This window comes from Marinobacter sp. (assembly GCF_041690455.1).
Classification (GTDB): domain Bacteria; phylum Pseudomonadota; class Gammaproteobacteria; order Pseudomonadales; family Oleiphilaceae; genus Marinobacter.
The window spans coordinates 13,862-40,682 of record NZ_JAWLHI010000024.1; the positions used below are offsets into that span (position 1 = coordinate 13,862).

Genomic DNA, 26,821 nt, shown 5'->3' on the forward strand with positions numbered 1-26,821 from the left:
AGGAGGGGTCAGATGAAAGCGTTCATCAGACCCCGACGGTACCGCAGACTGGACGTGAATATGGGGTCGGATGAAAGCTTTCATCTGACCCCTTCTTTATTCAGACCCCCTGGAACAAGGCGTCGTCGGCATGGCGCAGATACAGCAGCAACTCCATCTCCGCTTCCCGCATGCTGTCAAATGGCCCCTCCATGGTTCCCTCCCGGGTCTGGAAGTACCACTGACCGTTGATCATTTCAAAGCGCTTACTGCGGAACCAGTTACGTTCCTGCTCTCCCTTGCGTACATCCATAACGACTTCCTCTGCAACTTCCTCTGGCTAGATCCAACGCGAATGATCGAAAGGCGATCACTGCCTAAAGTCTAGATCAGACTCCGGAAGTGTCTAATTTTGCGTCACGCTTCCTCTGGCGCAACCTGATCCTCCAGGGCATCCAGCATGAACTGCGGCATGGCCAGGGCACCGTGATGGACGCCCGGATTGTAATAACGGGTGACAAACGGACGATTCGCTGAATCCTCCTCGCGGAAATAACGCAACGGGTTGGCCTTGCTGGCCATGGTGCAACTCCACCAGCCGGTGGGATAGACCGGCTGGGGGAACGGCAGAGTCTGCACGTGTTCGAAACCGGCCTTGCGCATGTCCTCATGGATCGACTTGATGATGGTGTCGGTGTGCAGCAGCGGTGATTCACTCTGTTGCACGATGATGCCGCCCTCCCGGAGGGCCAGCATGGCATCCCGGTAGAAATCCAGGGCGAACAGGCCTTCGGCGGGGCCCACCGGATCGGTGCTGTCGATAATGATCAGGTCAACGCTGTTGGGCTCGATGTCCCGCATCCACTGGATACCGTCACCGAAAAAGAAGTTGGCGCGGGGATCGTCATTGGCCTCGCACAGTTCCGGGAAATATTTCTCGGACATGCGGGTCACCCGCTCGTCGATTTCCACCTGCCAGGCTTCTTCAACGCCCGGATGCTTCAGCACTTCCTTCAGGGTGCCGCAGTCACCGCCCCCGACAATGACGACCTTTTTCGGGTCCCGGTGGGTGAACAGGGCCGGATGGGTCATCATCTCGTGGTAAAGGAAGTTGTCACGGGTGGTCAGCATCACGCAGCCATCCAGCACCATCAGGTTGCCAAAGGTCTCGGTCTCGTAGATTTCGAGTTTCTGGAACGGTGTCTGCTCCTCATGCAGTTTTTTCTTCACCTGCAGGGAAAAAGCCGTACCCTGATCCTGAAAGACCTCGGTAAACCATCCCTCGTTCAATGCTGTCATCTGTTGCCTCCCGCTGTGCACCATGGGCTATGTTGAAAGGGGCGTATTGTAGGGCCGGGATCCCGGCAGCCAAAGTATTTATGGCTGCCCGGAAGCAGGTAATTTCCACATCCGGTTCTTTCAGCCTACGGAGGTTGGCCCTACAATGGCGCCCATATTTCCGGCACCCGTCCGGCCCGGTTTCCTGAAAGGATAGCAAGCATGAGCGAAGCCAGCGGCACCCCTGCCCACAAGGTATACAACATCGCCCACTGGAGCGACGGTTACATCGGCGTCAACCCGCAGGGTGAGGTCCTGATCAGGCCGGACCGGGGCCGCACCCCGGCCGCCATCAATCTGCCCGAACTGACCCGCAGCCTCGGCCAGTCGGGAGTGCAGCTACCGGTGCTCATCCGTTTCACCGACATCCTCCATGACCGGGTCAACACGCTCTGCAATGCGTTCAACCGTGTTGCAGCGGACCAGGGCTACCAGGGCCGCTACACCGCGGTCTACCCGATCAAGGTCAACCAGCAGCGCCGGGTGGTGGAAGAACTGCTGGCGGCAGAACCCGCTGCCTCCGCCGGCCAGATCGGCCTCGAGGCGGGCAGCAAGCCGGAACTGATGGCGGTACTGGCGCTGTCCCGCCAGAACGGCTCTGTGATTGTCTGCAACGGCTACAAGGACCGTGAATACATCCGTCTTGCCCTGATTGGCCAGAAACTGGGGCACCGGGTCTTTATCGTGGTGGAGAAACAGTCCGAACTGCCGCTGATCCTGGAGCAGGCCCGGGAGCTTGAGGTAACGCCACTGATCGGCGTGCGTGCCCGCCTGGCTACTATCGGCAAGGGCAACTGGCAGAATACCGGGGGCGAGAAATCAAAGTTTGGCCTCTCCGCCAGTCAGGTCCTGGATGTGGTGGAAACCCTTAGGTCTGCCGGCGCCCTGGAATCCCTGCAACTGCTGCACTTCCATCTGGGCTCCCAGATTGCCAACATCCGGGATATCCAGACCGGCCTGAAGGAATGCGCCCGCTTCTACGCCGAACTCCACAACCTCGGGGCACCCATCGGAACCGTGGATATCGGCGGCGGCCTGGGGGTGGATTACGAAGGCACCCGTTCCCGCAGCAGCTGTTCCATGAACTACAGCGTGTCTGAATACGCCTACAACGTGGTCCACGTACTCCAGGCCGAATGCGAGCGCCAGGGCATTCCGCACCCCGACCTCATCAGTGAGTCCGGGCGAGCCCTGACCGCCCACCACTCGGTGCTGGTCACCAACGTCATCGACCAGGAGCAGCCGGACAATCGCACCCCCAGCGAACCAGACGCAGAGGCACCGGCGCCCCTGCACGACCTCTGGCGGGACCTGGCCAGTCTTGAGGACAGCGAATCCCCCCGGTCGCTGGCGGAAATCTACCATGACGTGCTGCATGCCATGGCCGAAGTACACAGCCAGTTTGCCCACGGCCTGCTGTCCCTGACGGAAAGGGCCCAGGCGGAAACCCTGTATACCCGCTGCTGCCGGCTACTCAGGAGCCGGCTGGACAGCGCCAACCGTGCCCACCGGGAAATCATTGACGAGCTCAACGAGAAGCTGGCCGACAAGCTGTTCGTGAATTTCTCGTTGTTCCAGTCCCTGCCGGATGTCTGGGGCATCGACCAGATTTTCCCGGTGATGCCGATCAACGGCCTGAACCGTCCCCTGACCCGGCGGGCGGTCATCCAGGACATCACCTGCGATTCCGACGGCCGTATCGACCAGTACGTGGATGGCCAGGGCATCGAGACCACCCTGCCCCTGCCGGAGGAGAACTGCGACGGGCCGCTGCTGATGGGCTTCTTCATGACCGGCGCCTACCAGGAAATCCTGGGCGACATGCACAACCTGTTCGGCGACACCCACTCCGTGGACGTCCGCCTCGACGACCAGGGCGGTTATGCCATCGGCGACCCCATCACCGGTGACACTGTGGCCAAGGTACTGCGCTACGTGAATTTCGAGCCGGACCAGCTGCTGGAAGCCTATCGCCGGAAGTTCTCCGCCAGCGAGCTGCCTGAGAGCCAACAGAAGGCCTTGCTGGCTGAATTGGCCGCGGGGCTGGAAGGCTACACCTACCTGGAGGAATAGCGGTCGCCGCTGCGGCCCCGCGCGCCGGCCGCAGCGGAAAACTTTTCCGATTTTTTGTGGTCCCACTGATCCGGCATCTTCATGCCCTCGTAAATCCTGCGACTGACAAACCCGCGACGAGTGCATAGAATGATGACCAGAACAAGCTCAAGCCATGCGACTGTCAAGGAGCGTCCGGTGACAACACTGGATCCGAAACCAGCAAAACCCGAGGGCCGAAAGGACCCCTGGAGCCAGTTGCTGGACAAAGTGGGCAAACACCAGGACCGTGAGGCCTACCACGCGCTGTTCGAGCACTTTGGTCCGCAGATCAAGTACTACGCCATGGCCAACGGCCTGGCGAGCCACGCGGAAGAACTGGTGCAGGAAGTGTTTGTCTCGATCTGGCGGCGCTCCTGCCTCTATGACTGGCGGAAGGCGGCGGCCTCCACCTGGATCTTCACCATTGCCCGTAACCAGCGCATCGACATGCTGCGCAAGATGCAGAGATCCAGTGCCGAAATGCTGGTCGAGACCGAAGACCTCTGGCAGATCCCTGGCGATAACGAGGATGAACCGGTCACCTCTCTGCACCGTCTTATGTCTGAGCGGCGAATCCGCGAATCACTGAGTCATCTGCCCGAAGAACAGATCACAGTGATTGCCAAGGTTTATATGGAGAACAAGTCCCACCAGATGGTTGCGGACGAGCTGAACATTCCCCTTGGTACGGTGAAAAGCCGGGTTCGCCTGGCCCTGAACAAGCTGAAAGTGATTTTGCAGGATCAGAACGTATGACACGGCACCATCCCGACAGCCTGACTCTCATGGAGTACAGCGCAGGAAACCTGAGCGAGCCCCATGCCCTGTGTATCCGGCTCCACCTGGATAAGTGCCCGCACTGCAGGAGCCGTGTAGACACCCTGGACAGCCTGGGCGCAGTGATGATGGAAGAGCAGCCCAAGGTCAGTGTCTCGGAGAGCATCTTTGACAACATTCTGTCCCGCATCGACAGTGAGCCCGCCAGCGAACCGGTGCAACCGGCTCCGCCGAGGATGAGCGCACTGCAGAAGCTGCTTGGGGATGACCTGAACGAGCTGCCCTGGAAGCGACAACTGGGCGATGTCAGTGTATTGGACATCAGCGAGAAATTTCCCGGCCAGAGCGAACAGGTGGTATTACAGAAGCTGGCGGCTGGAGGCAAGGCACCCGCTCACACCCACCGGGGCAATGAAACGACGATTGTCCTGCAAGGTGCCTTTGCTGACCAGAACGGTGTCTTCAACCAGTGGGACTTTGTCGTGCTCAACGAGCAGGATGAACACAAACCGGTTGCGGTTGGCTGTGAAGACTGCATTACGTTGTCCGTTCTCAGCGCTCCGGTGAAGCTGACCGGCAGGTTTACCCGCCTTCTCAACCCATTTATCCGGTAGGTTGCTACTTTTGATTCTGCACCGCCCTGCCATTCGGGGCGGCGCAGAAGCTGACCTCACCAGGGCAACTCGCCCCCATCCCAGCTGAAGAAACGCCCGTTACTGCCCGCATCCAGTGTTCCGATCACCCTCAGCAAATTGGCCGCGGTTTCCCCGGGCTTGTGCACCTGCAGACTGGCCAGTGACTGCTGGAAGGGTTCGCTGAGCCCCGACTCGGTCGTTCCCGGATGCACGGCAACACAGCTCACCGGCCGACATCGCCTTGGCAACTCCACAGACAGGTTCCTGACCAGCATGTTGAGCGCCGCCTTGGAGCAACGGTAGGCATACCATCCACCAAACCGGTTATCTCCGATCGATCCGACCTTGGCCGAAATCGCGGCAATCCGCTTGAACCGGCGATGTCGCAAATGGGGCATGGCCGCGCGCATCACAGTGCCAAACCCGGTGCAGTTGACGGCAAAGGCGCGCGCCATCGCCCCGGGCTCAAGATCCTCGATCCGTTTCTCGGGAAAGATCTCGCTGTCGTGCAGCAAGCCGGCGGCATAGATTACGGTGTCCAGCTCGCCATCCGGACCCAGCATTTCCGCCAGGCTATTACCCACCTCTTCCACGCTGCCGGCTTCCGCATCCCACCGGGCCAGTCGCAACCGACTGTCCGGGATCCGCTCCCGCAGCGCCTCCGGGTTCCGGCACAGCCCAAAAACGGTCCGTTCGGGATCCGTATCGAGTAACTGGCGGGCCAGGGCGGAGCCTATCGCCCCGCTGACACCTGCAATCAAAACCTGCTTCATGGTGCGCTCCAACTGATTGAAAAGACTACCAAAGGGTTTTCAGAAAATCCCATTGATCGAACCCAACAGGTCGATACGTTTTTTTTTATGAAGTTGCGCCACTTTTTACCCGATTCGTGAAGACCAAAGTGTTCAAACAGCCGTATGAATCACCAGTTTGAAGACGAGAACCGGGTTGAGACGCCCGGGCCCATCACATCCAGGCTGACTGACCTGAAAACGACGAGGAGAGCGTCCATGCAATACCAGGCACCTGCGAATGACCTTCGCTTCCTGCTTTTTGATGTCTTGGGAGCAGACAAGCTGCACGAGCTGGAAAAGTACGCCGACGCCACACCGGATCTGATGTCTGCGGTGATTGACGAAGCCGGCAAACTGGCGGCGGAAATCATCCAACCCACCAACCAGACCGGTGACCGGCAAGGCTGTCAGTACGATCCGCAAACCCGGAGCGTGACGACTCCGGATGGATTCAAAGAGGCCTACCGCAAATTTGTTGACGGCGGCTGGACCGCCCTCGACGCGCCCCTGGAGTTCGGCGGCCAGGGCCTGCCTCACACCCTCAAGTTCGTGGTGGATGAAATGGTGTGCTCCACCAATCTGTCACTGGGCATGTATCCGGGCCTGACCCACGGAGCCATCAGCGCCCTTTATGCCCATGGTTCCGAAGAGCTCAGGCAGACCTACCTGGAAAAGCTGATTTCCGGTGAGTGGACCGGCACCATGTGTCTGACCGAACCCCAGTGCGGCACCGACCTGGGCCTGATCCGTACCCGGGCCACGCCCAACGATGACGGCAGCTACAGCCTGGAGGGGACCAAGATCTGGATTACCGGCGGAGAGCACGATCTGGTCGACAACATTGTGCACCTGGTTCTGGCCAAGCTGCCCGGTGCGCCGGATACCACCAAGGGCATTTCCCTGTTCGTGGTACCCAAGTTCCTGCCGGAATCCGGCGAGCGCAACCCGGCCTTCTGTGGCGGCCTGGAGCACAAGATGGGCATCAAGGGCTCCGCCACCTGCGTGATGAACTTTGAGGGCGCCAAAGGCTGGCTGGTGGGCGAACCCAATGACGGTATGCGGGCCATGTTCACCATGATGAACGAGGCCCGCCTGATGGTCGGCATGCAGGGCCTTGGCCTCGCCGAAATGGCCTACCAGGAGAGCCTCGGCTTTGCCCGGGAGCGCCTGCAGAGCCGTTCGCTCAGCGGCCCGAAAAACCCGGACGGCCCGGCCGACCCGATCATCGTGCATCCGGACGTGCGCCGCATGCTGATGCGCCAGAAAGTGCTGAACGAGGGCATGCGCGCCCTCGCCCTGTTCACCGGCCACCAGCTCGACCTGTCGGTGGCGCACCCGGATGCGGCCGTTCGTGAGTCCGCCGATGATCTGGTGCAGCTGTTGACCCCGGTGGTCAAGGCATTCCTGACCGACGAGGGCTTCAACAACGCCAACACCGGCTTGCAGGTCCTCGGTGGCTCCGGCTTCACCACCGATTGGCCGCTGGAGCAGCTGGTCCGGGACGGCCGGATTGCCCGCATCTACGAGGGCACCAACGGCATCCAGGCCATGGACCTGGTGGGCCGCAAACTGTCACTCAAGGGCGGCCAGCTGGTGCGTACCCTGTTTGGCACACTGACCGGCTACCTCAGGGACAACCCGGAGGCGCCCCATCGCGAGGAACTGAAAGGTGCGATCAAGGCATTGGAACAGGCCACTCTATGGCTTGCCAGCAACGCTCCCAAGGATCCCGAGCAGGCCGGTGCGGCCGCGACACCCTACCTGCGCCTGATGGCCCTGACCGTGATCGGTTACCTGTGGTCACGCATGGCCCGTGTTGCCGGCGAACAACTTGCCAGCGGCGAGGGCAACCAGCCGTTGCTCGAAGCCAAGCAGGTATCCGCCCGTTTCTATTTCCAGAAGCTGCTGCCGGAAATCGACTGGCTGCTCAGGGACATCGAGAGCGGCAAGGACAGCCTGATGGCATTTTCCGATGACCATTGGGCTGCCTGATGACCGGATAGCACCTCACGGCCACGCCGTCGGGCGTGGCTTTTTTGTCCCTGCTTTTCGTCTACCCTGGTTGCCTGGGTTACAATTGCCCCCTTTGATTCGCGCCGGCAAAGTCCGGCTACTGACGGAGGCTGAATGTCCGCGGACGATTACGCTTTTCGTTTCGGGGGAATCGAGCGGCTCTATGGCCGCCGTGCCCTGGACGCATTCCGGAATGCCCACATCGCCATCGTCGGCCTCGGCGGAGTCGGTTCGTGGGCGGCCGAGGCTCTGGCCCGCAGCGGTATCGGTACCCTCACACTGATCGACATGGATGACATCTGTGTATCCAACACCAACCGACAGCTGCATGCCCTGGAAGGACAATACGGTCGCACCAAGACCGACGCCATGGCCGATCGGCTGAGAACTATCAACCCCCATGCCGAGGTACGGGTTCATTTTGGCTTCCTGACCCCGAAAAATGCCGCCGAGCTGATTACCCCCGAGATGACCGGGGTGGTGGATGCCATCGACAGCGTCAAGGCCAAGGCCGCCCTGATCGCCCACTGCCAGCGACGCAAGATTCCACTGGTCTGTGCCGGCGGCGCCGGTGGCCAGATGGATCCCACACAGATCCAGGTGGCAGACCTTGCCAAAACCACCCAGGACCCGCTGCTCGCCAAGGTCCGCAACCTGTTGCGGCGGGAATACGGTTTCTCCCGCAACCCCAAGCGGCGATTTGGCATAGAGGCCGTATACTCACTTGAGCAGCTCACGTATCCTGCGGGAGATGGTGAAGTGTGCCTGCAGAAACCGGCCAGCAACGGCCCGGTCCGGCTGGACTGCGCCTCCGGCTTCGGGGCCGCCAGCCCGGTGACCGCCAGTTTCGGATTTATTGCGGCGTCGCGCCTGCTCAACCGTATTGCCAGGCGCGCCAACCTGTAATTCAAAGGACCTGAAACCTATGCCTCTCAGCACTGTCATGCTTCTCGCCAGCATCGGCGTCCTGTCCCTGTTCTGCCAGTGGCTGGCCTGGCGGGTCCGAATGCCGGCCATCCTGTTCCTCCTGGCCGGCGGTATCGCCGCGGGACCGCTCTTCGGCTTCCTGGTACCAGAGCAGGTATTCGGGGAACTGCTGTTCCCGGTGATTTCACTGGCGGTGGCCATTATCCTGTTCGAGGGCAGCCTGACCCTTCGCTACGAAGAGATTCGCGGCCACGGCAAGATGGTGCGTAATCTGGTGCCGGTCGGCTCCATCGTCACCTGCCTGATCGGCACCCTGGTGGCACGCTGGGCTCTCGAGGTGTCCTGGGAAGTTGCACTGCTGTTTGGTGCCATTTCCATTGTTACCGGTCCTACCGTGATTGCACCCCTGTTGAGATCGGTCCGCCCGAAGTCCAAGCTGGCCAACATCCTGCGCTGGGAAGGCATCATCATCGATCCGGTGGGGGCCCTGCTTGCGGTACTGGTGTTCGAGGGTATCGTTTCCTGGGGTCAGGGCAACGTCTTCAGTCATTCTCTTTATATTTTCGGCAAGACCCTGATGGTGGGTTTCCTGATCGGGGCGGCGGCCGGCTACCTGAACGGTCTGGTGCTGCGCAAGCACTGGATTCCCCAGTACCTGCACAATGCCGGCACCCTGACCTTCATGCTCGGGGTCTACGCCATTTCCAACGAACTGGCGCACGAATCCGGCCTGCTCACGGTCACCATCATGGGCATCTGGATGGCCAACATGAAGCGGGTACCGATCGAGAGTATCCTCGAATTCAAGGAATCCCTCAGTGTCCTGCTGATCTCCGCCCTGTTCATCATCCTGGCTGCCCGTGTGGAGTTCGCGGCCATTGCCGAGCTTGGCTGGGCCCTGGTCGTGGTCCTGGCCGCCCTGATGCTGGTGGCCCGCCCGCTGAGCATCTTCCTGTCGGCCATCGGCACCGACCTCAACCTTCGGGAAAAACTGTTCCTGAGCTGGATCGCGCCCCGGGGCATCGTGGCGGCCGCGGTCTCGGCGTTGTTCGCATTCCAGCTCCAGAAGCTCGGCTATGAAAGCGCCGGCACCCTGGTGCCACTGGTGTTCATGCTGATCATTGCCACGGTCACCCTGCAGAGTCTGACGGCGCGACCAGTGGCACGGCTGCTCAAGGTCGCGGAGCCGGCCGAATACGGCTTCCTGATCCTGGGTGCCAACAATGTCGCCCGGATGATTGCCCAGGCTCTGAAGAAGCATGAGGTCCCGGTCACCCTGGCCGACACCAACTGGGAGAATGTTCGCCAGGCCCGCATGGATAACCTTCAGGTCTACTTCGGGAACCCGGTGTCCGAGCACGCCTCAACCCACCTGGACCTGACCGGCGTTGGCAAGCTGCTGGTCATCTCACCCTACAAGCACATGAATTCACTGGCCACCTACCATTTCCTGGACTGGTTCGGGAAGAACTGTGTGTTCAGTCTGGCCGAGGGAGACCAGGACCAGAAGGCGCGCCACCAGACGGCAGAAAAAATCCAGATGACCCGGGGACTGTTCGACGGCGTCAGCTACGCCAAGCTGGCAAGCCTCGCCAGCCAGGGCTATACGGTACGAACCACCCAACTGAGCGAGGAGTTCAGCTACGAGGATTTCCTGGAGAAATACCAGCGCCAGGCCCTGGTACTGTTCGTGTTCGACAGCAAGGGTTACATCTCGCCGGTCTGCAAGATGGAAGACCTGAAACCGGAGCAAGACTGGGTGCTGATCAGCCTGGTACCGCCCCAGCCGCAGAAGGAACGCAAGGAGAAAAACAACGGAGGGAAAGCTGCAAAAGCGGCAGCCGAAAAGGCCGGGGACGCGGAAGATCAAGACTGAGGGCCGGAGCCCTCAGCGGTGGTAAAGAGCCCTCAGCGACAGTCCAGCACCAGCTTGCCCCGGACATGCCCACCTTCAAGCGCTTCGTGGGCTTCCCGCACCTGATCGAGGGTAAATTGGCCGTCCACGTGCACCCGCACATCGCCGTCCTCGATCAGCTCGGCAATCTCCTCCAGGTGGAAGACATCCGGGCGTACGGTCATACCGTGGGCCCGCAGCCCCATTTCTTCGGCGATGCTGATAATCTCGTCCGCGGTTACCGTGGGAATGGTCACCAGGACACCGTTTTCACCCAAAGTGTGCAGGGAACGCTTGCCCACATCGCCGCCCATCAGGTCCAGCACCATGTCCAGGCCGTAGCAGTCGTCGGCAAAGTCGGTGGTGTGGTAGTCGATCACTTCGTGAACCCCCAGCTCCGCCAGAAAATCGCGGTTTCGCGCGGAGGCCGTGGCAATCACATGGGCACCCCGCTCCAGGGCGAACTGCACCGCGAAATGGCCGACACCACCGGCACCGGCGTGGATCAGGATCTTCTGGCCGGATTCCAGCTTGCCCATCTCGAACAGCCCCTGCCAGGCAGTCAGTGCCGCCAGGGGCACACCTCCGGCCGTCACCAGGTCGAGTTCCTCGGGCACGATCGCCAGCTCATCGGCCGCGGCCAGGGCATACTCGGCGTAGCCGCCGCCGGCGGCCGGGAACCCCACCATGCCCATCACGCGGTCTCCCGGCGCCAGGGTGGTAACACCGTCGCCTACGGCAACCACCTCGCCGGCCACATCATAGCCGGGCGTCCAGGGCAGCGAGTTCTCGATCTGGCGCGCCGCAAAGCCCAGCCCCTTGCGGGTCTTCCAGTCAATCGGGTTCAGGCCGGCGCCATGAACCCGCACCAGCACCTGGCCATCGTCAGGCTGTGGCACCGGGCTCTCGACCACCTGCAGGACATCCCGTTCACCAAAACGGTCATAGACCACGTGGCGCATGGAAGTGTCGATGTTATTTTCGTTAGTGGGTTCCATGGGTCTCTCCAGACTTCGGTGGTAATGGTCGGTGCTAACTGAGGCAGACGCTTTCAGACTAGCAGAAAACGGGCTCCGGGGAAGCTCAGTCCGGGGCCAGGCCCTTGCCGCCGCTGACCGAGGCCGCCGACAGGATCTCGGCAAACACCTGCGGTGCCCGGGACGGTCGCTGGGTTTTCATGTTGACGCAGGCATGGGTGGAAACCGCCCGCACCAGGGTTTTGCCATCCGCCGGGCGCACCAGCTGGAACTGGCGGGAAGAGCGGAAGCGCCCGTCAAACCCGGTCAGCCAGGTACCCAGGATGAGCCGGTCCCCCGCGTTGGCGGAGGCCAGGTAATCGATCTCGGTACGGGTGATCGCCATGGCTTTACCGGTGGACTCGTGCAGCTCCCATGTCATACCCAGGCTCTCGATGTGGGCCCAGCTGACGTCTTCCAGCCAGCGGACGTAAACCACGTTGTTGGCGTGCCCGAGGCGATCGGTGTCCTCCTCGCGCACGGTAATCTCGAGGGTGAAGGGATCCGGCAGATCCCAATCAATGTTCTGGTCGGCGGTCATTCGTCAGTGTCTCCGAGCCCCGGAATGGCGTGCAACGGTAGCCGCCCGATACGGTCGTTGTGAAGTGAACCAAAGTATAGAACCCCGTCGTGGGGATTCACCGAGGTGATTTCCTGCAAGTGAGTGCCGCGGGTATCGTGCAGACTGGTAATGGGATTACCGTCCCGGTCGAAGGCCACCACCAGGCCATATTCCTGGGGCGCCGGTTTCAGGCTGTCCGGGAGCTTTGCGACCAGATCCTTGAGCCACGGCGACCGGTGCAGGGCATCCACCTGGGCATTGCGCAGTGTGGGGAACGCTACCCAGAATCGGCCTTCATCATCCACCGCCAGGTTATCCGGGAATCCGGGCAGGTTGTCGGCAAAGACTTCGGCCCGGCCGGCACGGGGGCCTTGTAGCCAGTAGCGCAGGATCCGGTATTTCCAGGTCTCGTTGACCAGAACAAAGTCTCCGTCCGGCGAAACCGCGACGCCGTTGGCGAAGTGCAGGTTACCCAGCAGGACCTCGGCCCGACCGGTGCGGGGTGAATAACGCAGAAGACGACCGTGGGGGCGCATCTCCAGCAGGTCGAGCCGGTAGTCCGGCTGATGGAAGCGTGAGCTGGCATCGGTGAAATAGATGGTGCCATCCGGACCGATGTCGACATCGTCGGTAAACCGGAACGGGGTGCCTCCGGCTTCCCGTGCCAGCACGGTCATGGTCTTGTCCGGCGCGATGGATAGCAATCCCTTCCAGGCATCTGCAACAATCAGGTTACCCTTCTGATCAAACACCATCCCCAGCGGCCGGCCACCGGTCTCCAGCCAGCTCTCCATGCGCCCGTCCGGGAAGACGCGGACGATGAACCCGTCCTGGGTACCGCTGTACAGAACGCCGTCCGGTCCGACCGTGGTGTCTTCCGGGCCATAGACCTGGCCGCGGGCCAGCAGGTCCGCCAGCCGAAGCCGTTCGTTGGGCGCCAGGATCCCGGTCAGCGGTGGTGGCGAGGGCGGTTCCCAGGCCTTGCTGTCAATGGGCGACGGCGTCAGCAGAAAACTGCCGAGCAAAAGAAACACCACCAGCAACCCGATCAACAACCACTTCATAGAGTGCGTCCGCCCGTTGTTATTTTCCAATTTCCCCGCGAGGACAATGGCCTAACCATAGCAGACAGGGGCCAGACCATGAAAACGGCCCGCGTCAGAAGGCCACGGATTCAGTCTTCGTTCTCGAGGAAACGGCGGCAAAGGGCGGCAAAGGTATCGGCTTTCTCGGCATGCAGCCAGTGGCCGGTGTCCTGGATGATACGCAGCTCGGCCGACGGAAACAGCTGCATGATCTGGTCCCGGTGCTTTTCCTGGATGTAGGCAGATTCCGCGCCCTTGAGGAACAGGACCGGGCCATTGAAGGGGCCGTCCCCCTCCGGCGCTTTGGCCAGGTTTTCATAACAGGCATCGATCACCGGAAGGTTCAGCCGCCACCGGAACATAGGGCTGTCGGCAGTCTGCTCCTCGCTGGGCACCCGCTCCAGGTTCTTGAGCAGGAACTGCCGGACGCCGGGGGTCTCGACGAACTCCGCCAACAGCTTGTCGGCATCCTGACGGGAGCGCACGGCGGACAGGTCGAGACTTCTCAGCCCCTCGAGAATGGCGTCATGACGGGGTTTGTAGCTGACCGGTGCGATATCGGCGACGATCACTTTCTCTACCCGTTCCGGCGCCATCAGGGCAATCTGCATGGCTACCTTGCCTCCCATGGAATGGCCCAGGATCGAGGCTTTATCCAGCCCCTGGGCATCCATGTAGGCCAGAACATCTTCGGCCATAGAGGGGTAGTCCATGGTATCGGTATGTGGGGAGCTGCCGTGATTGCGTTCGTCCAGGGCGTGGATCTGCCATTCATCCTGCAGCCGGCGCGCGATCCCCCCGAGGTTTTCCAGTGACCCGAACAGGCCATGCAACAGGATCAGGGGTTTGCCTTCGCCGGTAATTCGATGATTCAGCTCGACACTCATGGACAGACAGCCTCCGCATTGGAAAGGATTGTTCTCGGAGCGGATACATTACCATTGCCAGCCCAGCGAGCAAGGCAGGCGAATGTCGGGACGAAAAAAAGCCGGGGGGATACCCGGCTTAAGGTCATAGGCTGAACGCCTGTCTGATCAGCAGTAGAAGATGCTGTCCAGGTATTCCGCAAGAGCAATCACGTTTTTGCGTTCCTGCTCGCTATGGGGCACAAAGATTTCCTGATCCATACAACACCTCCATCAAGTGTGCATTCATTACTCCAACCTGATGTGTTGATGCTATCGTTGTATGGCAAAGAGGCCGTTGACAAGTTGTCCCATACGCTTGACATTTTGTACCAGTGTCCATGACAGCCTGTTAACTTTCAGAAGGAATGTTGTGAGTTCCTCGCACCCGGATACCCCTACAGCCCCGACTCCCGGCGTTGCCGCCTCCAGCACGTTGGCGCTGGTGCATTACCTGGAGCGCCAGGGTGTGCTGGACCGGAGCCGGATCGCCCGAATCATCGGGCTGGGCACCGGTGAGCTCGAAGATCCTGACCGCCGGGTGCCTGCCGAGGCCCATTACCAGCTGTGGGAGTATGCCGAACAGATCACCGGGGACCCCGGTGTCGGACTCCATGCCGGCAAGCTGGTCGACCCGGAACGTATGGGTCTGGTGGGGCACGTGTTTTTCAACTGCGACACCCTGGGCGAGGCGGTGACCCAATATGTCCGCCTGCACCGGCTGATCAACGAATCGGTCATCCTCACCTTCGAGCAGAGCGGCGACACCGCCATCCTGACCTGGCAACCGGATGCCCCGGAACACTACTGTCGCCAGGATATGGACCGGACCCTGGCCGCCGCCATGAGCCGGACCCGGCACTTCATCCACCCCGGTTTCCAGGCCGAATGGACCGAGATCGCCCATGAAAAGCCATCCTACGCCAATGAATACGAGGTCCTGCTGGGCGACCAGGTGAGTTTCGGGCATGGCATCACCCGCGTTGCCTTTGATACCCGGCACCTGAGCCATCCGATACCTCACCGCAATCCCTATGTGTATTCGGCGGTTCTTCGCCAGGTGAATTTCCTGCTGGCCCGACTGCAGACCCGCCGCTCCTTCAGCCGGAAAATCCGCCGGCTGATTTCCCGGCAGATGGCGACCGACCGGATTGATGCCGACACCCTCGCCCGCCAGTGTCACATGAGCCGCCAGACCCTCTACCGCAAACTCAAGAAGGAAGGGCTGGGCTTCCACGAGCTGGTTGAGGAGGTGCGCAAGGACAAGGCTCTGCGTTATGTTGCCGCCGACCATTACGCGCTGGGTGAGATCGCCTTCCTGCTGGGCTTTTCCGAGCTCAGCGCCTTCAGTAGGGCGTTCAAGCGTTGGACCGGCCGGGCGCCGGCCCAATACCGGGCCGAACACCTGGGCGCCGGCACTGGCAGCACGAACCCGGGGAGTACACAATGATGGAGGGCTTTTCGCTGATCGCCATTGCTATCGGCCTGCTTTACCTGGCGGCACTGGCATGTATCTACAGGATCCTGCTGACCTACCGCACGTCCCAGGGCGCCATCGCCTGGATCATAGGTTTACTGGGTCTTCCGTACCTCACTGTGCCCCTGTTCCTGCTGATCGGCCGGAACCGGTTCGGTGGTTACGTCAAGGCCAGACGGATGGGTGACGAATCCCTGACCGACCTGCTCAATCGGTTCGAGCAGCAGACCACATCCATCCCGGCCCCCGGCAATGACCGCTTCCAGGATGAATTGCAGGTGTTGTGCAAACTTGGCCGCCAGCCCTTCACCGCTGGCAACCAGTGCACCCTGCTGCGCGACGGCGAAGCCACCTTCGAAGCCCTGTTCGAAGCCATGGAGGATGCCCGCCGCTACATCCTGCTCGAATTCTATATCGTCCGCTCGGACCGGGTCGGCCAACGCATCAAATCGATCCTGGAACGGAAACTGGCACAGGGCGTGGAGGTTTGGTTCCTGTACGATGACATCGGCAGCGTCTTCCTGCCCCGCCGGTACCTGCGGGAAATGTCCCAGGCCGGCGCACGGGTCGCCTCGTTCGGCGACGGCAACATCCGCCGGCGGCGGTTCCAGATCAACTTCCGAAACCACCGGAAGCTGCTGGTGTGTGACGGCAGGGTGGGTTTTGTCGGCGGCATCAACCTGGGTGATGAATACCTGGGCACCGCCATGGACCAGGATCCCCTACGGGACACCCACTGCCGGATCGAGGGCCCGGCGGTAAGCGGCCTCCAGCTGGCCTGGCTGGAGGACTGGAATTGGGCCAGTGACGAGCTGCCCAACCTGGACTGGAGTGCCGGCGAGCACACCCCGGGCGACCAGGAAGTGCTGATCCTTCCCACCGGACCGGCCGATACCTGGGAGACCTGCACCCTGTTTTTCCTGAACTGTATCAACAACGCCCGGTCCAGGATCTGGATTGCCTCACCCTACTTCGTCCCGGACTTCCAGATCATGAATGCCCTGCAGCTTGCGGCACTTCGGGGCGTCGATGTCCGCATCCTGATCCCGGAAACCCCGGACAATCACCTGATCAAACTGGCCGCCTACTCCTACCTGGTGCAGGCCAGTCAGGCCGGCATCGGCATCTATCGCTATCAGCCGGGCTTCATGCACCAGAAGGTGGTGCTGGTGGATGACCGCTATGCCGCCGTGGGTACTGCCAACCTGGACAACCGTTCCATGCGCCTGAACTTCGAGATCACCGCCATCAACACCGACCGACAATTCGTGTCAGATGTCGAGCAGATGCTGGAGGAGGACCTGAAAAGTTGCCGGCTGATGACAGAGCGCGACTACCGGGACCGCTCGATCCTGTTCCGGCTGACCTGCCGGGCCATCCGCCTCAGCGCCCCCCTGCTGTGACACCGGCCTCAGACTGGCTCCCGGCCACTGGAATGTGCGAATATGCGAGCAATTCCAATTCCATGCAGTAGCCGTAAACCGACATGAACGCTTTCAAACCCCGTGAGACCCTGACCGAGCAGGTCGCCCGCCACATCGAAAACCTCATCGTTTTTGGCCAGCTTCGCTCCGGCGAGCGTATTTACGAGGGCTCCATGGCCAAGCAGATGAATGTCAGCCATGGATCAATACGGGAAGGGTTACTCCTGCTGGAAAAGCGGCACCTGGTGCGCAACGTCCCACGCAAAGGCGCATTCGTCACGACCCTTGACGACTACTTTGTGCGGAGCCTGTACGAGACCCTCGAGCTCTACCTCACCCACACGGGACGAAAGCTGGTGCGCCAGTGGCAACCGTCAGACATGGAGCGGCTTGAGTCACTGCACCGGCAGATGAAAGCCTGTTACCAGAACAATGACCTGATGAAGTTCCTCGAGCTGGGCATCGAATACACCAAGGCGTCCCTGGTCTACGCCGACAACTACTTCATCGTGAACGCCATTGATGACCTCTGGCCCTCAGCCCGGCGTTGCGCCTTCGCTGCGTTCCAGCACGGTGGCAGCCAGGTGCTGGAGGACAACCTCGCCAACATGGAAGAGTCCATCAGCGCGATCCGGGACCGCGACGAAGAACGCCTTGCCGGCATCCTCCACCGTTTCGCCCTGCAACAGTGCCAGCAGGTACTGGACGCCATTGCCGGGAACGAACAGCGGAGCTGACCGGCCTCCTCAATAGAACAGCTGGGTGAAGGAGAAGCCGATGTTGAGGTATGCGCTCCAGTTGTCCTCGTTGTTGTAGGCACCCGCCAACTGGACCGGTCCAAGGAACGTGTCCACCCCCGCAAACAGGCTCCAGGACCGGACCGAACCATTCCAGCTGGCATCACCCAGGGAATCCCAGGCGTTACCTGCCTCGACCCCGACACCGGCAAACCACGGCATCAGCGGACCGCCAAAACTCTGACTGGCATAGGCTGCCGCCATGGCGGCGCTCTCGCCGGTAATCTGGCCAGGGGCAAACGCTGACAGGCGCCGGAAGCCACCCAACCGGACATGGTTCTCAACCCCGGCCTCGCCCCGGGTCACATCCTCCGCAAACATCAGTCCTGTCAGGGTCAGGCCCTGCCAGCTTCCGGTGCCAAGAAGCAGCGTGGTCACCGAGTCAAAATGACGGTCCGACCCGAGGTCTTCCCGTTCAAACCGGGCCTTGACGCCGGCAAAGGCCCCGGCGGTGGGGAAAAACGAATCGTTCAGGGAATCATGGACCAGTCGCAGTATCACGTTGCCCTGGTGGATGGCGTCTTCCGGCGCGACCGGCTCCCCCAGTTCCTCATCCACCGTGGCGTAGCCGCGGGTGTAGGTCAGCCGGGCTTCGGCATCACCGCCCAGCTCCATCCCCAGGACCAGATCCGCGGATCGGAACGTAACATCCACCTCGGCGATCTGCCGGCCGGCTTCGTCATAAACGCCGAAACTATCCCGGGAATACTCACCACCCAGGACCAGGAAGCGGTCGTAGCCATAGTCCAGGGGCTGATACCACTGGGTCCTGACCCAGGGTTCGGTGCCCAGTTGCAGGCCGGTATGCCACTCGCCCCCCAGCCGGTTGAGTTCGGTCATGCGCAATGCGGAGGCGATATTGAACCGGGTTTCGCCATCGAAATTGTCCTCGTAGCCAAGCCCGAAGGACAGGTAATTGGGCCCCCAGGTCTTTTCCCGGGGCTGGATAACCAGCACGGTGCCATCCGGAGAGGGAGACAGCGAGTAGGAAACGGTTTCGTAATAGCCAAGACCGTAGATCCATTTAAGATCCTCCTCCAGGGCCGGGACATCCAAAGGCTCACCAACGGGCTGGCGAATTCTCTCCCGCAGGAAATCCCGGGCGAGCCGTCCACTACTCTCAATCTCGATGCGGGCAATCGGGCCGGCACTGAAGGCCCGGCTGGCCATCCGCGCCTTGTAGGCGGTCCAGTCGGTGCGTGAAACCTGTAATGGTCTAAGCTCGCTGGCATGGTTGCGGGCAGCGGTCGCACCCAGCTCGAACAGCAGCGGCGCCTGGTAGAAGTCCGCCGAGGAGTGCCCCGACAGGTCCGGCCGGATCAGGATGTCCTGCTCACCAAGCAGGTCCAGCTGCTGGTCCGTATTGCGGCGGGTCAGCAGGGTGGTGAGCTGGCCCACCACGGAAAAGGCCTCCCGCAGGTCATCGGTGTCCATGAGCGGATCAGTGATATCCACGGCGATGATCACCTCTGCGCCCATATCCCTGGCCACACTCACCGGCAGGTTGTTGGCGACACCGCCATCCACCAGCAGGCGGCCGTCCAGCTCCACCGGGGCGTAGACACCCGGAATACTCATGCTCGCCCGGACCGCCTCAGCCAGGTTGCCGCGGCCGATGACCACCTGCTCCCCTGTGCCCAGGTCGGTAGCCACGGCCCGGAACGGAATCGCCAGCCGGTCAAAGTCCTCGACCAACGCAGCATTACGGGTCAGTTCGTTAAGAATGAAACCCAGGTTCTGACCGGCGACAATCCCGCCACCGACATGAAAACCATCGGCACGGACACCGAGACCGGGCAAGACCGGAAACCGCCAGTCATCTTGCTTGCGCCGGATCGGTTTGTAGGCCCGGCCCGGGTCATCCCGGAAACTGGACAGCCAGTCCATTTCGATGAACCGCTCCTCGATCCTGGCAACCGACATGCCTGAGGCATAAAGGGCACCGACCGCAGAACCCGCGCTGGTGCCCACCACCACATCCACCGGAATATTCATTTCCTCCAGCACCCGGAGTACCCCGACATGGGCCATGCCCTTGGCCCCGCCACCGCTGAGTACCAGGCCCACGCGGGCACGCTCGCGCTCTTGCGCCAACAGGGATACCGGCACCAGCAGACACAGAAGCAGGATAATCAGAGTTTTCAACGGACGCGTCCTGTTACCAGATACACTCAGCGTTTGTCCTTGTCATCCTCGTCGACCAGGGACAGGTGCGAGACATCCGGGACCATGGGCGGCGGCAGCTCCCGCTCTACCCCGAGGTCCGAACCCGCCGGCGCCAGGGTCCAGTCATCCAGGTGCTCGAACATCGGCGCCTCGGCTTCCTGATGCTCTACCAGGTTCACCCCGACGGGATCGAGGTTGAGACCACTGCCAGCGAGGATGTCGTCCACCTTCTCTCCGGCTACCGCCAACCGATCCCCCGGTTCTACCTTCGGAGTTGCACCATCGCTGGCCGGCGCAGGGGCGCTTGCGGTCGGTTTGGGTGCCGGCTCGCTGCGCACCGGAGCCTCGGCCCCGGAGCGTGACGGCTCTGGCGCGGGCCGGGCACCGGGCATGGGTTGCACATAGGCCACCATGCCATGCTTTTTCAGCACCGCCCGGTACTTCTCGGCCTGAGCCTCCTTGAGCTTGTTGCGTATGACCACAGGCTGGCCACTGAACATCCGTTCGACCTGCTCCACAGAGGCCTTGAACAGCGCCCGGGCGTTGTTTCTTGCCGTCTGCTCATCGGTTCCTGCAACACACTCGCCTTTGAATACCAGCTGAAACATGATGGCTCTCTCCCTACCGTTTTCGCTCTTGAAAGAATAGTTGATCCGCTCGCCCGGAGCAGCCCCGCCTGCCTGTATACAGACTGCAAACAATTGAAAAACTTTTGCCACCACGGGCGCAAATGGCGGCACACTCTGCAATAATGGCCTGCAACGAGATGTTACACTTTGTTACACTACCCAAAAGGAAACCAGGGAGTGGACACATGAGCCTTCGAACCTTCCCCCGCACCATCATCGCCGGCCTTCTCCTGGCAGCGCCCCTGGCGCACGCCGAAAACATTGACGTGCTGATGAGCCAGGTCTTCCCCCAGCAGCAGGCCACCTACATCGGCTATGAAAGCATCATCCGAGAGGATATTCCGGTGGCGGCAACGGTGGATCGCAAATACCTGATCGTGGATTTCCGCTTCGCGGCGGGCGAACCGCCCACCGAGCAGCTGCAGGCCAGTGTCCACAAGGTCTGCATGACTCTGCTGAAGGACCGTGACCTTGTCCGCAACCTGTCCGAATCCGGCTATGACATGGTGTCCGTCGCCTTCGACCGGCGCTCCCAGTTCGACTGCCTGTAATCAGCGGCAGGTCAGCCCTGCCGCCCCAGCAGCTTCGGAAATACCTCCAGCGCACTGTTCACCGCATCCAGGTTGAACGCCTCCACATCCGCCAGCAGTTTTTCACCGTAACGGGTGACCGACGGTGACCGGTGCCGCTGCCCCCAGGCCACGATCCGGCGGGCAAAATCCTTCATCTGTTCCGGGTCCCCACTCTCGCGGACCGTTTTCCACTCATCGCCAAAATCCCGGGCCAGCTGCTGTCGCAGCCAGCCTCGCTCCTGCATGCTCAGGGTCTGGGCCAGCAAGCGTTCCTCCTCTTTCGGCTCGCCATCCTCTTCTGCCTGCTCCACCGTCGCCTCGACTTTCGGCAGCGTCACGGTGAATACCGAGCCCACACCGGGCTCACTTTCCACCGCCAGATCACCGCCCATCATGCGCGCCAGCTTGCGGCTGATTGCCAGCCCCAGGCCGGTGCCGCCGTAACGCCGGGTGTTCTGCCCCTCCTGCTGTTCGAAGGCATCGAAAATCCGGTCCAGCTGGTCCGAAGGTATCCCGATCCCGGTATCACTGACCCTGACCACCAGTTGATAGAACTGGCGCTCCGTCGCTTTGCCATCCTCGTCCGGAACATTTTTCAGCGGTTTTGCCGTGGCGCGGACAGTCACACCCCCTTCGTGGGTGAACTTGATGGCATTGCCCACCAGGTTAAACAGGACCTGGCGCAGCCGAGTCTCGTCCAGCATCATTGCAGCGGGCATTCTCGAATCCACGCTCACTTCCAGGGTAATGCCCTGGTCGCGGGCGCGAAGATCGAAAATATGCCGGACATCGCTCAGCAAGCGGCGCACCGATACCGCTGAATAGTCCAGGCGCATCTTGCCGGCCTCGATCCGGGACAGGTCCAGGATGTCATTGATCAGCATCAGCAGGCTCCGGCTGCCAGCGCGAATGGCGTCCAGGTAGCTGCGCTGCTGGGGATCGGTCACGCTGTTACTGAGCAAATCGCTGTATCCGATCACGGCGTTCATGGGGGTCCGGATCTCATGGGACATGTTGGCCAGGAACTCGCTCTTGGCCCGGCTTGCGGCCTCGGCCTCCCGGGCCAGCCGCTCGGCCTCGAGCTTGGCTGCTCGCAACTCGTCCTCGCTCCGGCGCAGGGCATTTTCAGAGCGGATCCGCTCGTCCACCTCCCGGGACAACTTCCGGTTCCAATACAGGAAGATCAGCACCACCACGATGGCGATCAGCACCACCCGTCGCACGACGGTGTAGTCGGTTTCCTGTTCGATATCCAGGTGAATCCACCGGTTATAGATAGACTCGGTTTCCGACGCCTCCAGGTTCGACAGGCCCTTGTTAAGGATCCGGTGCAGCTCCGGATTGTCCTTGCGCACCGCCAGCCTGAGATCGTACTGGTAGGGGGTAATACTGGTAATCCGGAGATTGGACAATCCCAGGCGAGCGACCGTGTAGCTGACCGCCGGGATGTGGGTCACCATGACGTCCAGATCGCCATTGGACAGCGCCAGCAACCCCTCCTCCACATCCCCCATGGGATACAGGTCAAGGTTGGGGTGGTTGATCAGCAGGTAGTCGTGGGCGGCATGGCGATTGACGACACCCACACGCTCACCCCGCAACTCCCGAAGGTCGCCGATAAAGCGGCCATCATCGCGGATCACCAGGGCAATGGGTACATTCAGATAGGCGCGTGTAAACAGGTATTCGTTTTCGGTACGGGGCGTTCTGGAAAGACCGGGAAGGATGTCCACCTCGCCGTCCACCAGCTGCTGTTCCGCCCGGGAGCGATCGCCTGCCAGGCTTCGACTGAAGCGGATGCCCAACTCGGATTCCAGCCGGGTGACCAGATCCGCCACCAGGCCGGTGGGCCTTTCATCCTGCTCGTATTCGAACGGCGGCCAGTCCGAGCGGAAGGCTACCCGCAGATTGGGATTGCGTTTGAGCCAGTCCAGATCGGTGGCCGAAAGTTCGACGCCACTGCGTTCCATGGATGGCACATCCGCCTGCAACCAGGACTGACGGATCACCCGGTGCTCGTTATGGCTGATGGCGGCAATCGCGCTGTCGAGAACCCGGAACAGACGGTCCTGCTTCGCCGGCACCTGGAGCGTCACATCCACCTGTTTGTCATCGAGCAGTCTGGCCAGGCCGATGCCATTGATCATCGCTGACTGCAGATAGTCGGACACCACCGGCACCGGCCCCACAAATGCCTGTGCCTGGCCGGAGAGCACGGCGCTGACTGCCTCACCGATCCCGTTCACCGGCACCGGCTGGAACTCCTCCACCGGCTCCAGCATCGCGTACTGATTGGTGTCACCCTCGATGATGGCCACCTGGCTCCCCTCCAGATCCGCGAGGGACTGGATGGCGGCATCACCGGCACTGACAAACAACCCGTATGTCAGCGTCATCAGTGGCTTGGTCATGCGCTGGCCGCCGGCGATCCGGGTTCCCGGTGCGTGGGTGGTCAGCAGCGCATCGGTCTCCGGTGGTACGGCACCGGGTTGTTCACTGTCACCCAGGACCACCGGATCCACCGGCACACCCAGCTTGTCGGACAGGCGGGCCAGGTAATCGATGTAGGTTCCGGCCAGCACGCCGTCGCCGGTATCGAAAACCAGCGGCACCTGCCCGCCCCGGACGCCCACCACAAACCGTTCCTGCTGTTGCAGCCACTCAAGGTCAGACTGGCCAAGCACCGGCGCTGGCGAGGGCTGGGGAGGATCCGCCAGGACAGGGGATTGAAACAGGCCGAACAGGCTGCATAGTAACAGGGAGCGAAGGACGACCTTCACTGGATATCCTCCCGGGATTCGCTAAAGTTCAGTGAACAATACCTGCAAACGTTGGCGATTTCATTCAGACACCCTCAACCAGGAGACAGTACTCCATGGACACCAGCAAACATTCCCTGAGCACCCTGTTCGAGCAACTAGGCATGGCGTCCGATAACAAGAGCATCGAGGACTTTGTCGCCAGGCATTCCCCGCTCCCGCGGGAGATTGCCCTTCAGGACGCTCCGTTCTGGTCGGAAAGCCAGTCCCACTTCCTGGAAGAAGGGCTGGAGGAGGATAGTGACTGGGCCGAAATCATCGACGAGCTGGACGCAATGATGCGTCACTGATCGTCCGGACCGGGTCCGGACTTGTTGCGCCGGGCCCGGGGATGACTCTGGTCATAAACCCGCGCCAGATGCTGGAAATCAAGGTGGGTATAGACCTGGGTGGTGGCTATGTCGGCGTGGCCCAGCAGCTCCTGTACCGCCCTCAGATCGCCACTGGATTCCAGCATATGACTGGCGAAGGAATGCCGTAACAGGTGCGGATGCAGTTTCTGGTCGGCGCCCCGGGTAATACCCCAACGCCCCAGCCGCGACTGGATACTGCGGCGACTGAGCCGATCCCCCCGACGGCTGACAAAAACCGCCTTCTCGCCTTCCGGCGCCAGCTCCGGTCGCACCGCTAACCAGGCCTGGATGGCGTCCACGGCCTTGCGCCCCACCGGCAGCACCCGTTCCTTGTTACCTTTACCGACCACGCGCACTTCCCCGGCTCGCAGATCCAAAGAGTCAAGGTTGAGATTCGCCAGTTCCGACAGCCGCAAACCGGAGGAGTACATCAGCTCGAACATGCACAGATCCCTTACCTCGAGGGGGTCATCAGGACTGGCATCGAGCAATTGGCTAAGCTGGTCCACGTCTGCCACCCGGGGCAAACGCCGGCCGCTTTTAGGGGCACGGATATCCACTGCAGGGTTATCCGTCACCAGCCGTTCCCGCAGCAGGAAGTTATAGAATCGGCGAATGGCCGAAAGATGACGGGCTATGCTGCGGCCGCTCAAGCCTTGCCGGCTGAGGACCGCTACATAACGCCGCAGGTCATGGCTGAGCAGCAACCGCCACTGGTCACGGCCGGACTCCGCCAGCCAGAGAGCGAGCCGGTTCAGATCCCGCTCATAACTGTCACAGGTACGCGGCGAATGGCGCTTCTCGGAGGCCAGGTGGCGCACGAACCGGGACAGCGGTTCCTCCAGGGAATCGGGCAGCATCGTGGCGACGGCCCCCGCTGACACGCTATCGGGACTCCGCGCTGATATCGGCCACCGGCGCACTGCCGGTGTGACGCTGGATCATGGGGGGCAGCAGTCGACTGAGGGTGTCGCTGATGTAACTCAGGAACAGCGAACCCATGCTCTGATCGAAGTAACCGGGTTGGCAGCTTCCTACCGCAAATACGCCCACCAGTTCCTCACGACGCAGGGGCACCAGGGCAACCGAGGCAATCGGCTCTTCCCGATCCGGGAACAGGAATTCCCGCTCGCTCTCCCGGAACTGTCCACAGACCGCCCGCTCGCCGTCCAGCAGCATACCCAGCCGCTCCCTCGCCAGCTCCGGACCGACCACGTGCAGGGCACCCTGCGACGCTTCCGGCAGGTCCTGATCGGTAAACAGCAGGACCGAGGCAGCATCCAGGCCGAAGTCGCCCCGGATGGAATCATCGATGGCGGCCGCCATGTCATTGAGGGTTCGGGCCTCGATCACCTGCATCAGCAGCCGCTTGCTTTTCTCGAACAGTCGGTCGTTATGACGGGCGATGGAGACCAGCTCAACCAGTTCGCGGCGCAGGGTATCGCGCTGCTCGCGAAACAGGTGGACCTGTCGCTCCACCAGGGAGATAGCGCGCCCGCTGTCATGGGGCAGGGTCAGGCTGCGCAACAGCTCATCCTGCTCAACAAAGAAGTCAGGATTGGCCCTCAGGTAGTCGGCCACCTGTTCTGGCGTGAGGTCTTCGGCCTTCTTGCGGACCGTCTGTTCTGTCATCGCGTTCTCCCGGGCTGTCAGGACCGTTGTCTGTTGGAACGACCGCTCTTGCGGCGGCGGGCATGGTTGTCACCTGGCAGTCGCAACTGCCCTTCAAACACTGTGGTCGCAGGGCCTTCCATCATAACAGGCGCCCCCTCACCCTGCCATTCGATGACCAGCTTGCCACCGCGCAGCTCCAGTTCCACCCGCTGATCGAGCAAGCCGCGGATATTGCCAGCCACCACGGCGGCGCAGGCACCGCTGCCGCAGGCCAGGGTCTCACCGGAGCCCCGCTCGAACACCCGTAAACGGGCGTGGCCACGGTCGAGGATCTGCAGGAACCCGATGTTGGCCCGGGCCGGGAAACGGGGATGGCGTTCCAGCAACGGCCCCAGGGTTTCCACCGGCGCCGTATCGACGTCATCCACCACCAACACGCCGTGGGGGTTGCCCATGGATACGGCGCTGAGCTCCACCGTCTGGCCGTCCACATCCACCGTGTAGACCTCCTTGCGACGGTCCGCGGCAAACGGGATTGCCGGCGGATTGAGCTCGGGCACGCCCATATTGACCATGACCATGCCATCCTTCCCGATCCGAAGTTCGATCACACCCCCGGCGGTCTGGACCCGGATGACCTTCTTGTTGGTCAGGCGCTGGTCCCGCACGAAACGGGCGAAGCAGCGCGCACCGTTGCCACACTGCTCCACTTCCGAGCCGTCGGCATTGAAAATGCGGTAACGGAAATCCACGTCCGGCAACCCGGGTGGCTCAACCACCAGCAACTGATCGAAGCCGATGCCGAAATTCCGGTCCGCCAGCTCCCGGATCATCTCCGGGCGCAGCCGGAACGGCTGGCTGATGGCATCCACCACCATAAAATCGTTGCCCAGCCCATGCATCTTGGTAAACCGGAGGGTCGGACCCTGGCCGCGTCGCTGCTGACTCATC

The 26,821-nt window shown here is 61.6% G+C and carries 24 protein-coding genes; 11 read left to right on the top strand and 13 right to left on the bottom strand.

The window, feature by feature from the left end:
* Positions 1-100 precede the first annotated feature (100 nt).
* Together ACESMW_RS07630 and speE are read right to left on the bottom strand one after the other, a co-directional pair.
* Positions 101-292 carry a DUF6316 family protein gene (locus ACESMW_RS07630; protein ID WP_343814450.1) on the bottom strand — a complete coding sequence of 64 codons (192 nt, stop codon included), beginning with the start codon at positions 290-292 and terminating at the stop codon, positions 101-103.
* Between the two features lie 104 nt (positions 293-396).
* The gene (gene speE, locus ACESMW_RS07635) at positions 397-1,278 is read right to left on the bottom strand and encodes a polyamine aminopropyltransferase (protein ID WP_372986453.1); all 882 of its coding nucleotides are present in this window, start codon (positions 1,276-1,278) and stop codon (positions 397-399) included.
* A gap of 201 nt (positions 1,279-1,479) precedes the next feature.
* Here speE and speA point away from each other — a divergent pair, with 201 nt between their 5' ends.
* The 3 genes from speA (at position 1,480) to ACESMW_RS07650 (ending at position 4,802) form a co-directional block, all read left to right on the top strand.
* Positions 1,480-3,390, top strand: a complete 1,911-nt coding sequence (speA, locus tag ACESMW_RS07640; RefSeq protein ID WP_372986454.1) for a biosynthetic arginine decarboxylase — start codon at positions 1,480-1,482, stop codon at positions 3,388-3,390.
* A 177-nt stretch (positions 3,391-3,567) separates the two neighbouring features.
* Positions 3,568-4,167: a sigma-70 family RNA polymerase sigma factor gene (locus ACESMW_RS07645; protein ID WP_343814442.1), complete on the top strand. Its 600-nt coding sequence runs from the start codon at positions 3,568-3,570 to the stop codon at positions 4,165-4,167.
* A complete protein-coding gene (locus ACESMW_RS07650) occupies positions 4,164-4,802 on the top strand; it encodes a ChrR family anti-sigma-E factor (protein ID WP_372986455.1) in 639 nt (212 codons plus the stop codon). The genes ACESMW_RS07645 and ACESMW_RS07650 overlap by 4 nt, the downstream gene beginning before the upstream one ends.
* 56 nt (positions 4,803-4,858) lie before the next feature.
* On the opposite strand, the gene ACESMW_RS07655 is transcribed toward ACESMW_RS07650, so the two are convergent.
* Complete coding sequence (locus ACESMW_RS07655; RefSeq protein ID WP_372986456.1) at positions 4,859-5,596, bottom strand: SDR family oxidoreductase; 738 nt, start codon at positions 5,594-5,596, stop codon at positions 4,859-4,861.
* Between the two features lie 237 nt (positions 5,597-5,833).
* On the opposite strand from ACESMW_RS07655, the gene ACESMW_RS07660 reads away from it, so the two are divergent.
* From ACESMW_RS07660 to ACESMW_RS07670, 3 genes are all read left to right on the top strand, one after another.
* Positions 5,834-7,609, top strand: a complete 1,776-nt coding sequence (locus ACESMW_RS07660) for an acyl-CoA dehydrogenase C-terminal domain-containing protein (protein ID WP_372986457.1) — start codon at positions 5,834-5,836, stop codon at positions 7,607-7,609.
* A gap of 135 nt (positions 7,610-7,744) precedes the next feature.
* Complete coding sequence (gene tcdA, locus ACESMW_RS07665; RefSeq protein WP_091997406.1) at positions 7,745-8,536, top strand: tRNA cyclic N6-threonylcarbamoyladenosine(37) synthase TcdA; 792 nt, start codon at positions 7,745-7,747, stop codon at positions 8,534-8,536.
* A 19-nt stretch (positions 8,537-8,555) separates the two neighbouring features.
* Entirely contained in the window at positions 8,556-10,433 is a 1,878-nt protein-coding gene (locus ACESMW_RS07670; protein ID WP_372986458.1) for a cation:proton antiporter, read from the top strand.
* Between the two features lie 32 nt (positions 10,434-10,465).
* Here ACESMW_RS07670 and ACESMW_RS07675 read toward each other — a convergent pair whose 3' ends face one another.
* The 4 genes from ACESMW_RS07675 to ACESMW_RS07690 form a co-directional block, all read right to left on the bottom strand.
* Positions 10,466-11,449: an NADP-dependent oxidoreductase gene (locus ACESMW_RS07675; protein WP_372986459.1), complete on the bottom strand. Its 984-nt coding sequence runs from the start codon at positions 11,447-11,449 to the stop codon at positions 10,466-10,468.
* Between the two features lie 85 nt (positions 11,450-11,534).
* Positions 11,535-12,008 carry an acyl-CoA thioesterase gene (locus ACESMW_RS07680; RefSeq protein ID WP_372986460.1) on the bottom strand — a complete coding sequence of 158 codons (474 nt, stop codon included), beginning with the start codon at positions 12,006-12,008 and terminating at the stop codon, positions 11,535-11,537.
* Positions 12,005-13,093, bottom strand: a complete 1,089-nt coding sequence (locus ACESMW_RS07685) for an SMP-30/gluconolactonase/LRE family protein (protein WP_372986461.1) — start codon at positions 13,091-13,093, stop codon at positions 12,005-12,007. Before ACESMW_RS07685 ends, ACESMW_RS07680 begins: the two co-directional genes overlap by 4 nt.
* Positions 13,094-13,203: 110 nt before the next feature.
* Positions 13,204-14,001 (bottom strand): alpha/beta fold hydrolase, encoded by a 798-nt coding sequence (locus tag ACESMW_RS07690; protein ID WP_372986462.1) that lies wholly within the window; start codon positions 13,999-14,001, stop codon positions 13,204-13,206.
* A gap of 391 nt (positions 14,002-14,392) precedes the next feature.
* Between ACESMW_RS07690 and ACESMW_RS07695 the strand changes: the two genes are divergently transcribed.
* From ACESMW_RS07695 to ACESMW_RS07705, 3 genes are all read left to right on the top strand, one after another.
* Complete coding sequence (locus ACESMW_RS07695) at positions 14,393-15,469, top strand: AraC family transcriptional regulator (protein ID WP_372986463.1); 1,077 nt, start codon at positions 14,393-14,395, stop codon at positions 15,467-15,469.
* A complete protein-coding gene (cls, locus tag ACESMW_RS07700) occupies positions 15,469-16,899 on the top strand; it encodes a cardiolipin synthase (protein WP_372986481.1) in 1,431 nt (476 codons plus the stop codon). The genes ACESMW_RS07695 and cls overlap by 1 nt, the downstream gene beginning before the upstream one ends.
* An 83-nt stretch (positions 16,900-16,982) precedes the next feature.
* Positions 16,983-17,657 carry a GntR family transcriptional regulator gene (locus ACESMW_RS07705; protein ID WP_372986464.1) on the top strand — a complete coding sequence of 225 codons (675 nt, stop codon included), beginning with the start codon at positions 16,983-16,985 and terminating at the stop codon, positions 17,655-17,657.
* A 9-nt stretch (positions 17,658-17,666) separates the two neighbouring features.
* Here the strand turns inward: ACESMW_RS07705 and ACESMW_RS07710 are convergent, their stop codons facing one another.
* A complete protein-coding gene (locus ACESMW_RS07710) occupies positions 17,667-19,748 on the bottom strand; it encodes a patatin-like phospholipase family protein (RefSeq protein ID WP_372986482.1) in 2,082 nt (693 codons plus the stop codon).
* Positions 19,749-19,888: 140 nt separating this feature from the next.
* Positions 19,889-20,491 carry a hypothetical protein gene (locus ACESMW_RS07715; RefSeq protein ID WP_372986465.1) on the bottom strand — a complete coding sequence of 201 codons (603 nt, stop codon included), beginning with the start codon at positions 20,489-20,491 and terminating at the stop codon, positions 19,889-19,891.
* A 206-nt stretch (positions 20,492-20,697) separates the two neighbouring features.
* On the opposite strand from ACESMW_RS07715, the gene ACESMW_RS07720 reads away from it, so the two are divergent.
* Positions 20,698-21,063 (top strand): hypothetical protein, encoded by a 366-nt coding sequence (locus ACESMW_RS07720; RefSeq protein WP_372986466.1) that lies wholly within the window; start codon positions 20,698-20,700, stop codon positions 21,061-21,063.
* 11 nt (positions 21,064-21,074) lie between these two features.
* Here ACESMW_RS07720 and ACESMW_RS07725 read toward each other — a convergent pair whose 3' ends face one another.
* Positions 21,075-23,864 carry an ATP-binding protein gene (locus tag ACESMW_RS07725; protein ID WP_372986467.1) on the bottom strand — a complete coding sequence of 930 codons (2,790 nt, stop codon included), beginning with the start codon at positions 23,862-23,864 and terminating at the stop codon, positions 21,075-21,077.
* 95 nt (positions 23,865-23,959) lie between these two features.
* Between ACESMW_RS07725 and ACESMW_RS07730 the strand changes: the two genes are divergently transcribed.
* The gene (locus tag ACESMW_RS07730) at positions 23,960-24,193 is read left to right on the top strand and encodes a DUF2789 domain-containing protein (RefSeq protein ID WP_372986468.1); all 234 of its coding nucleotides are present in this window, start codon (positions 23,960-23,962) and stop codon (positions 24,191-24,193) included.
* Here the strand turns inward: ACESMW_RS07730 and xerC are convergent.
* From xerC to dapF, 3 genes are read right to left on the bottom strand one after another with little or no spacing between them, the layout of a single operon-like run.
* Positions 24,187-25,116, bottom strand: coding sequence for a tyrosine recombinase XerC (xerC, locus tag ACESMW_RS07735; RefSeq protein WP_372986483.1), 930 nt, complete (start codon positions 25,114-25,116; stop codon positions 24,187-24,189). The genes ACESMW_RS07730 and xerC overlap by 7 nt on opposite strands.
* Positions 25,117-25,141: 25 nt before the next feature.
* Positions 25,142-25,888 (bottom strand): DUF484 family protein, encoded by a 747-nt coding sequence (locus ACESMW_RS07740; RefSeq protein WP_372986469.1) that lies wholly within the window; start codon positions 25,886-25,888, stop codon positions 25,142-25,144.
* Between the two features lie 17 nt (positions 25,889-25,905).
* On the bottom strand, positions 25,906-26,820 hold the full coding sequence (gene dapF / locus ACESMW_RS07745) for a diaminopimelate epimerase (protein WP_372986470.1): 915 nt from the start codon (positions 26,818-26,820) through the stop codon (positions 25,906-25,908).
* Between the last annotated feature and the right edge of the window lies 1 nt (position 26,821).

What these genes read in the sequence shown, in the direction of transcription:
- ACESMW_RS07630 (WP_343814450.1), bottom strand. Translation starts at nt 292, where the DNA reads ATGGATGTACGCAAGGGAGAGCAGGAACGTAACTGGTTCCGCAGTAAG.
- speE (WP_372986453.1), bottom strand. Translation starts at nt 1,278, where the DNA reads ATGACAGCATTGAACGAGGGATGGTTTACCGAGGTCTTTCAGGATCAG.
- speA (WP_372986454.1), top strand. Translation starts at nt 1,480, where the DNA reads ATGAGCGAAGCCAGCGGCACCCCTGCCCACAAGGTATACAACATCGCC.
- ACESMW_RS07650 (WP_372986455.1), top strand. Translation starts at nt 4,164, where the DNA reads ATGACACGGCACCATCCCGACAGCCTGACTCTCATGGAGTACAGCGCA.
- ACESMW_RS07655 (WP_372986456.1), bottom strand. Translation starts at nt 5,596, where the DNA reads ATGAAGCAGGTTTTGATTGCAGGTGTCAGCGGGGCGATAGGCTCCGCC.
- ACESMW_RS07660 (WP_372986457.1), top strand. Translation starts at nt 5,834, where the DNA reads ATGCAATACCAGGCACCTGCGAATGACCTTCGCTTCCTGCTTTTTGAT.
- tcdA (WP_091997406.1), top strand. Translation starts at nt 7,745, where the DNA reads ATGTCCGCGGACGATTACGCTTTTCGTTTCGGGGGAATCGAGCGGCTC.
- ACESMW_RS07670 (WP_372986458.1), top strand. Translation starts at nt 8,556, where the DNA reads ATGCCTCTCAGCACTGTCATGCTTCTCGCCAGCATCGGCGTCCTGTCC.
- ACESMW_RS07675 (WP_372986459.1), bottom strand. Translation starts at nt 11,449, where the DNA reads ATGGAACCCACTAACGAAAATAACATCGACACTTCCATGCGCCACGTG.
- ACESMW_RS07680 (WP_372986460.1), bottom strand. Translation starts at nt 12,008, where the DNA reads ATGACCGCCGACCAGAACATTGATTGGGATCTGCCGGATCCCTTCACC.
- ACESMW_RS07685 (WP_372986461.1), bottom strand. Translation starts at nt 13,093, where the DNA reads ATGAAGTGGTTGTTGATCGGGTTGCTGGTGGTGTTTCTTTTGCTCGGC.
- ACESMW_RS07690 (WP_372986462.1), bottom strand. Translation starts at nt 14,001, where the DNA reads ATGAGTGTCGAGCTGAATCATCGAATTACCGGCGAAGGCAAACCCCTG.
- cls (WP_372986481.1), top strand. Translation starts at nt 15,469, where the DNA reads ATGGAGGGCTTTTCGCTGATCGCCATTGCTATCGGCCTGCTTTACCTG.
- ACESMW_RS07705 (WP_372986464.1), top strand. Translation starts at nt 16,983, where the DNA reads ATGAACGCTTTCAAACCCCGTGAGACCCTGACCGAGCAGGTCGCCCGC.
- ACESMW_RS07710 (WP_372986482.1), bottom strand. Translation starts at nt 19,748, where the DNA reads ATGGCCCATGTCGGGGTACTCCGGGTGCTGGAGGAAATGAATATTCCG.
- ACESMW_RS07715 (WP_372986465.1), bottom strand. Translation starts at nt 20,491, where the DNA reads ATGTTTCAGCTGGTATTCAAAGGCGAGTGTGTTGCAGGAACCGATGAG.
- ACESMW_RS07720 (WP_372986466.1), top strand. Translation starts at nt 20,698, where the DNA reads ATGAGCCTTCGAACCTTCCCCCGCACCATCATCGCCGGCCTTCTCCTG.
- ACESMW_RS07730 (WP_372986468.1), top strand. Translation starts at nt 23,960, where the DNA reads ATGGACACCAGCAAACATTCCCTGAGCACCCTGTTCGAGCAACTAGGC.
- xerC (WP_372986483.1), bottom strand. Translation starts at nt 25,116, where the DNA reads ATGCTGCCCGATTCCCTGGAGGAACCGCTGTCCCGGTTCGTGCGCCAC.
- ACESMW_RS07740 (WP_372986469.1), bottom strand. Translation starts at nt 25,888, where the DNA reads ATGACAGAACAGACGGTCCGCAAGAAGGCCGAAGACCTCACGCCAGAA.
- dapF (WP_372986470.1), bottom strand. Translation starts at nt 26,820, where the DNA reads ATGAGTCAGCAGCGACGCGGCCAGGGTCCGACCCTCCGGTTTACCAAG.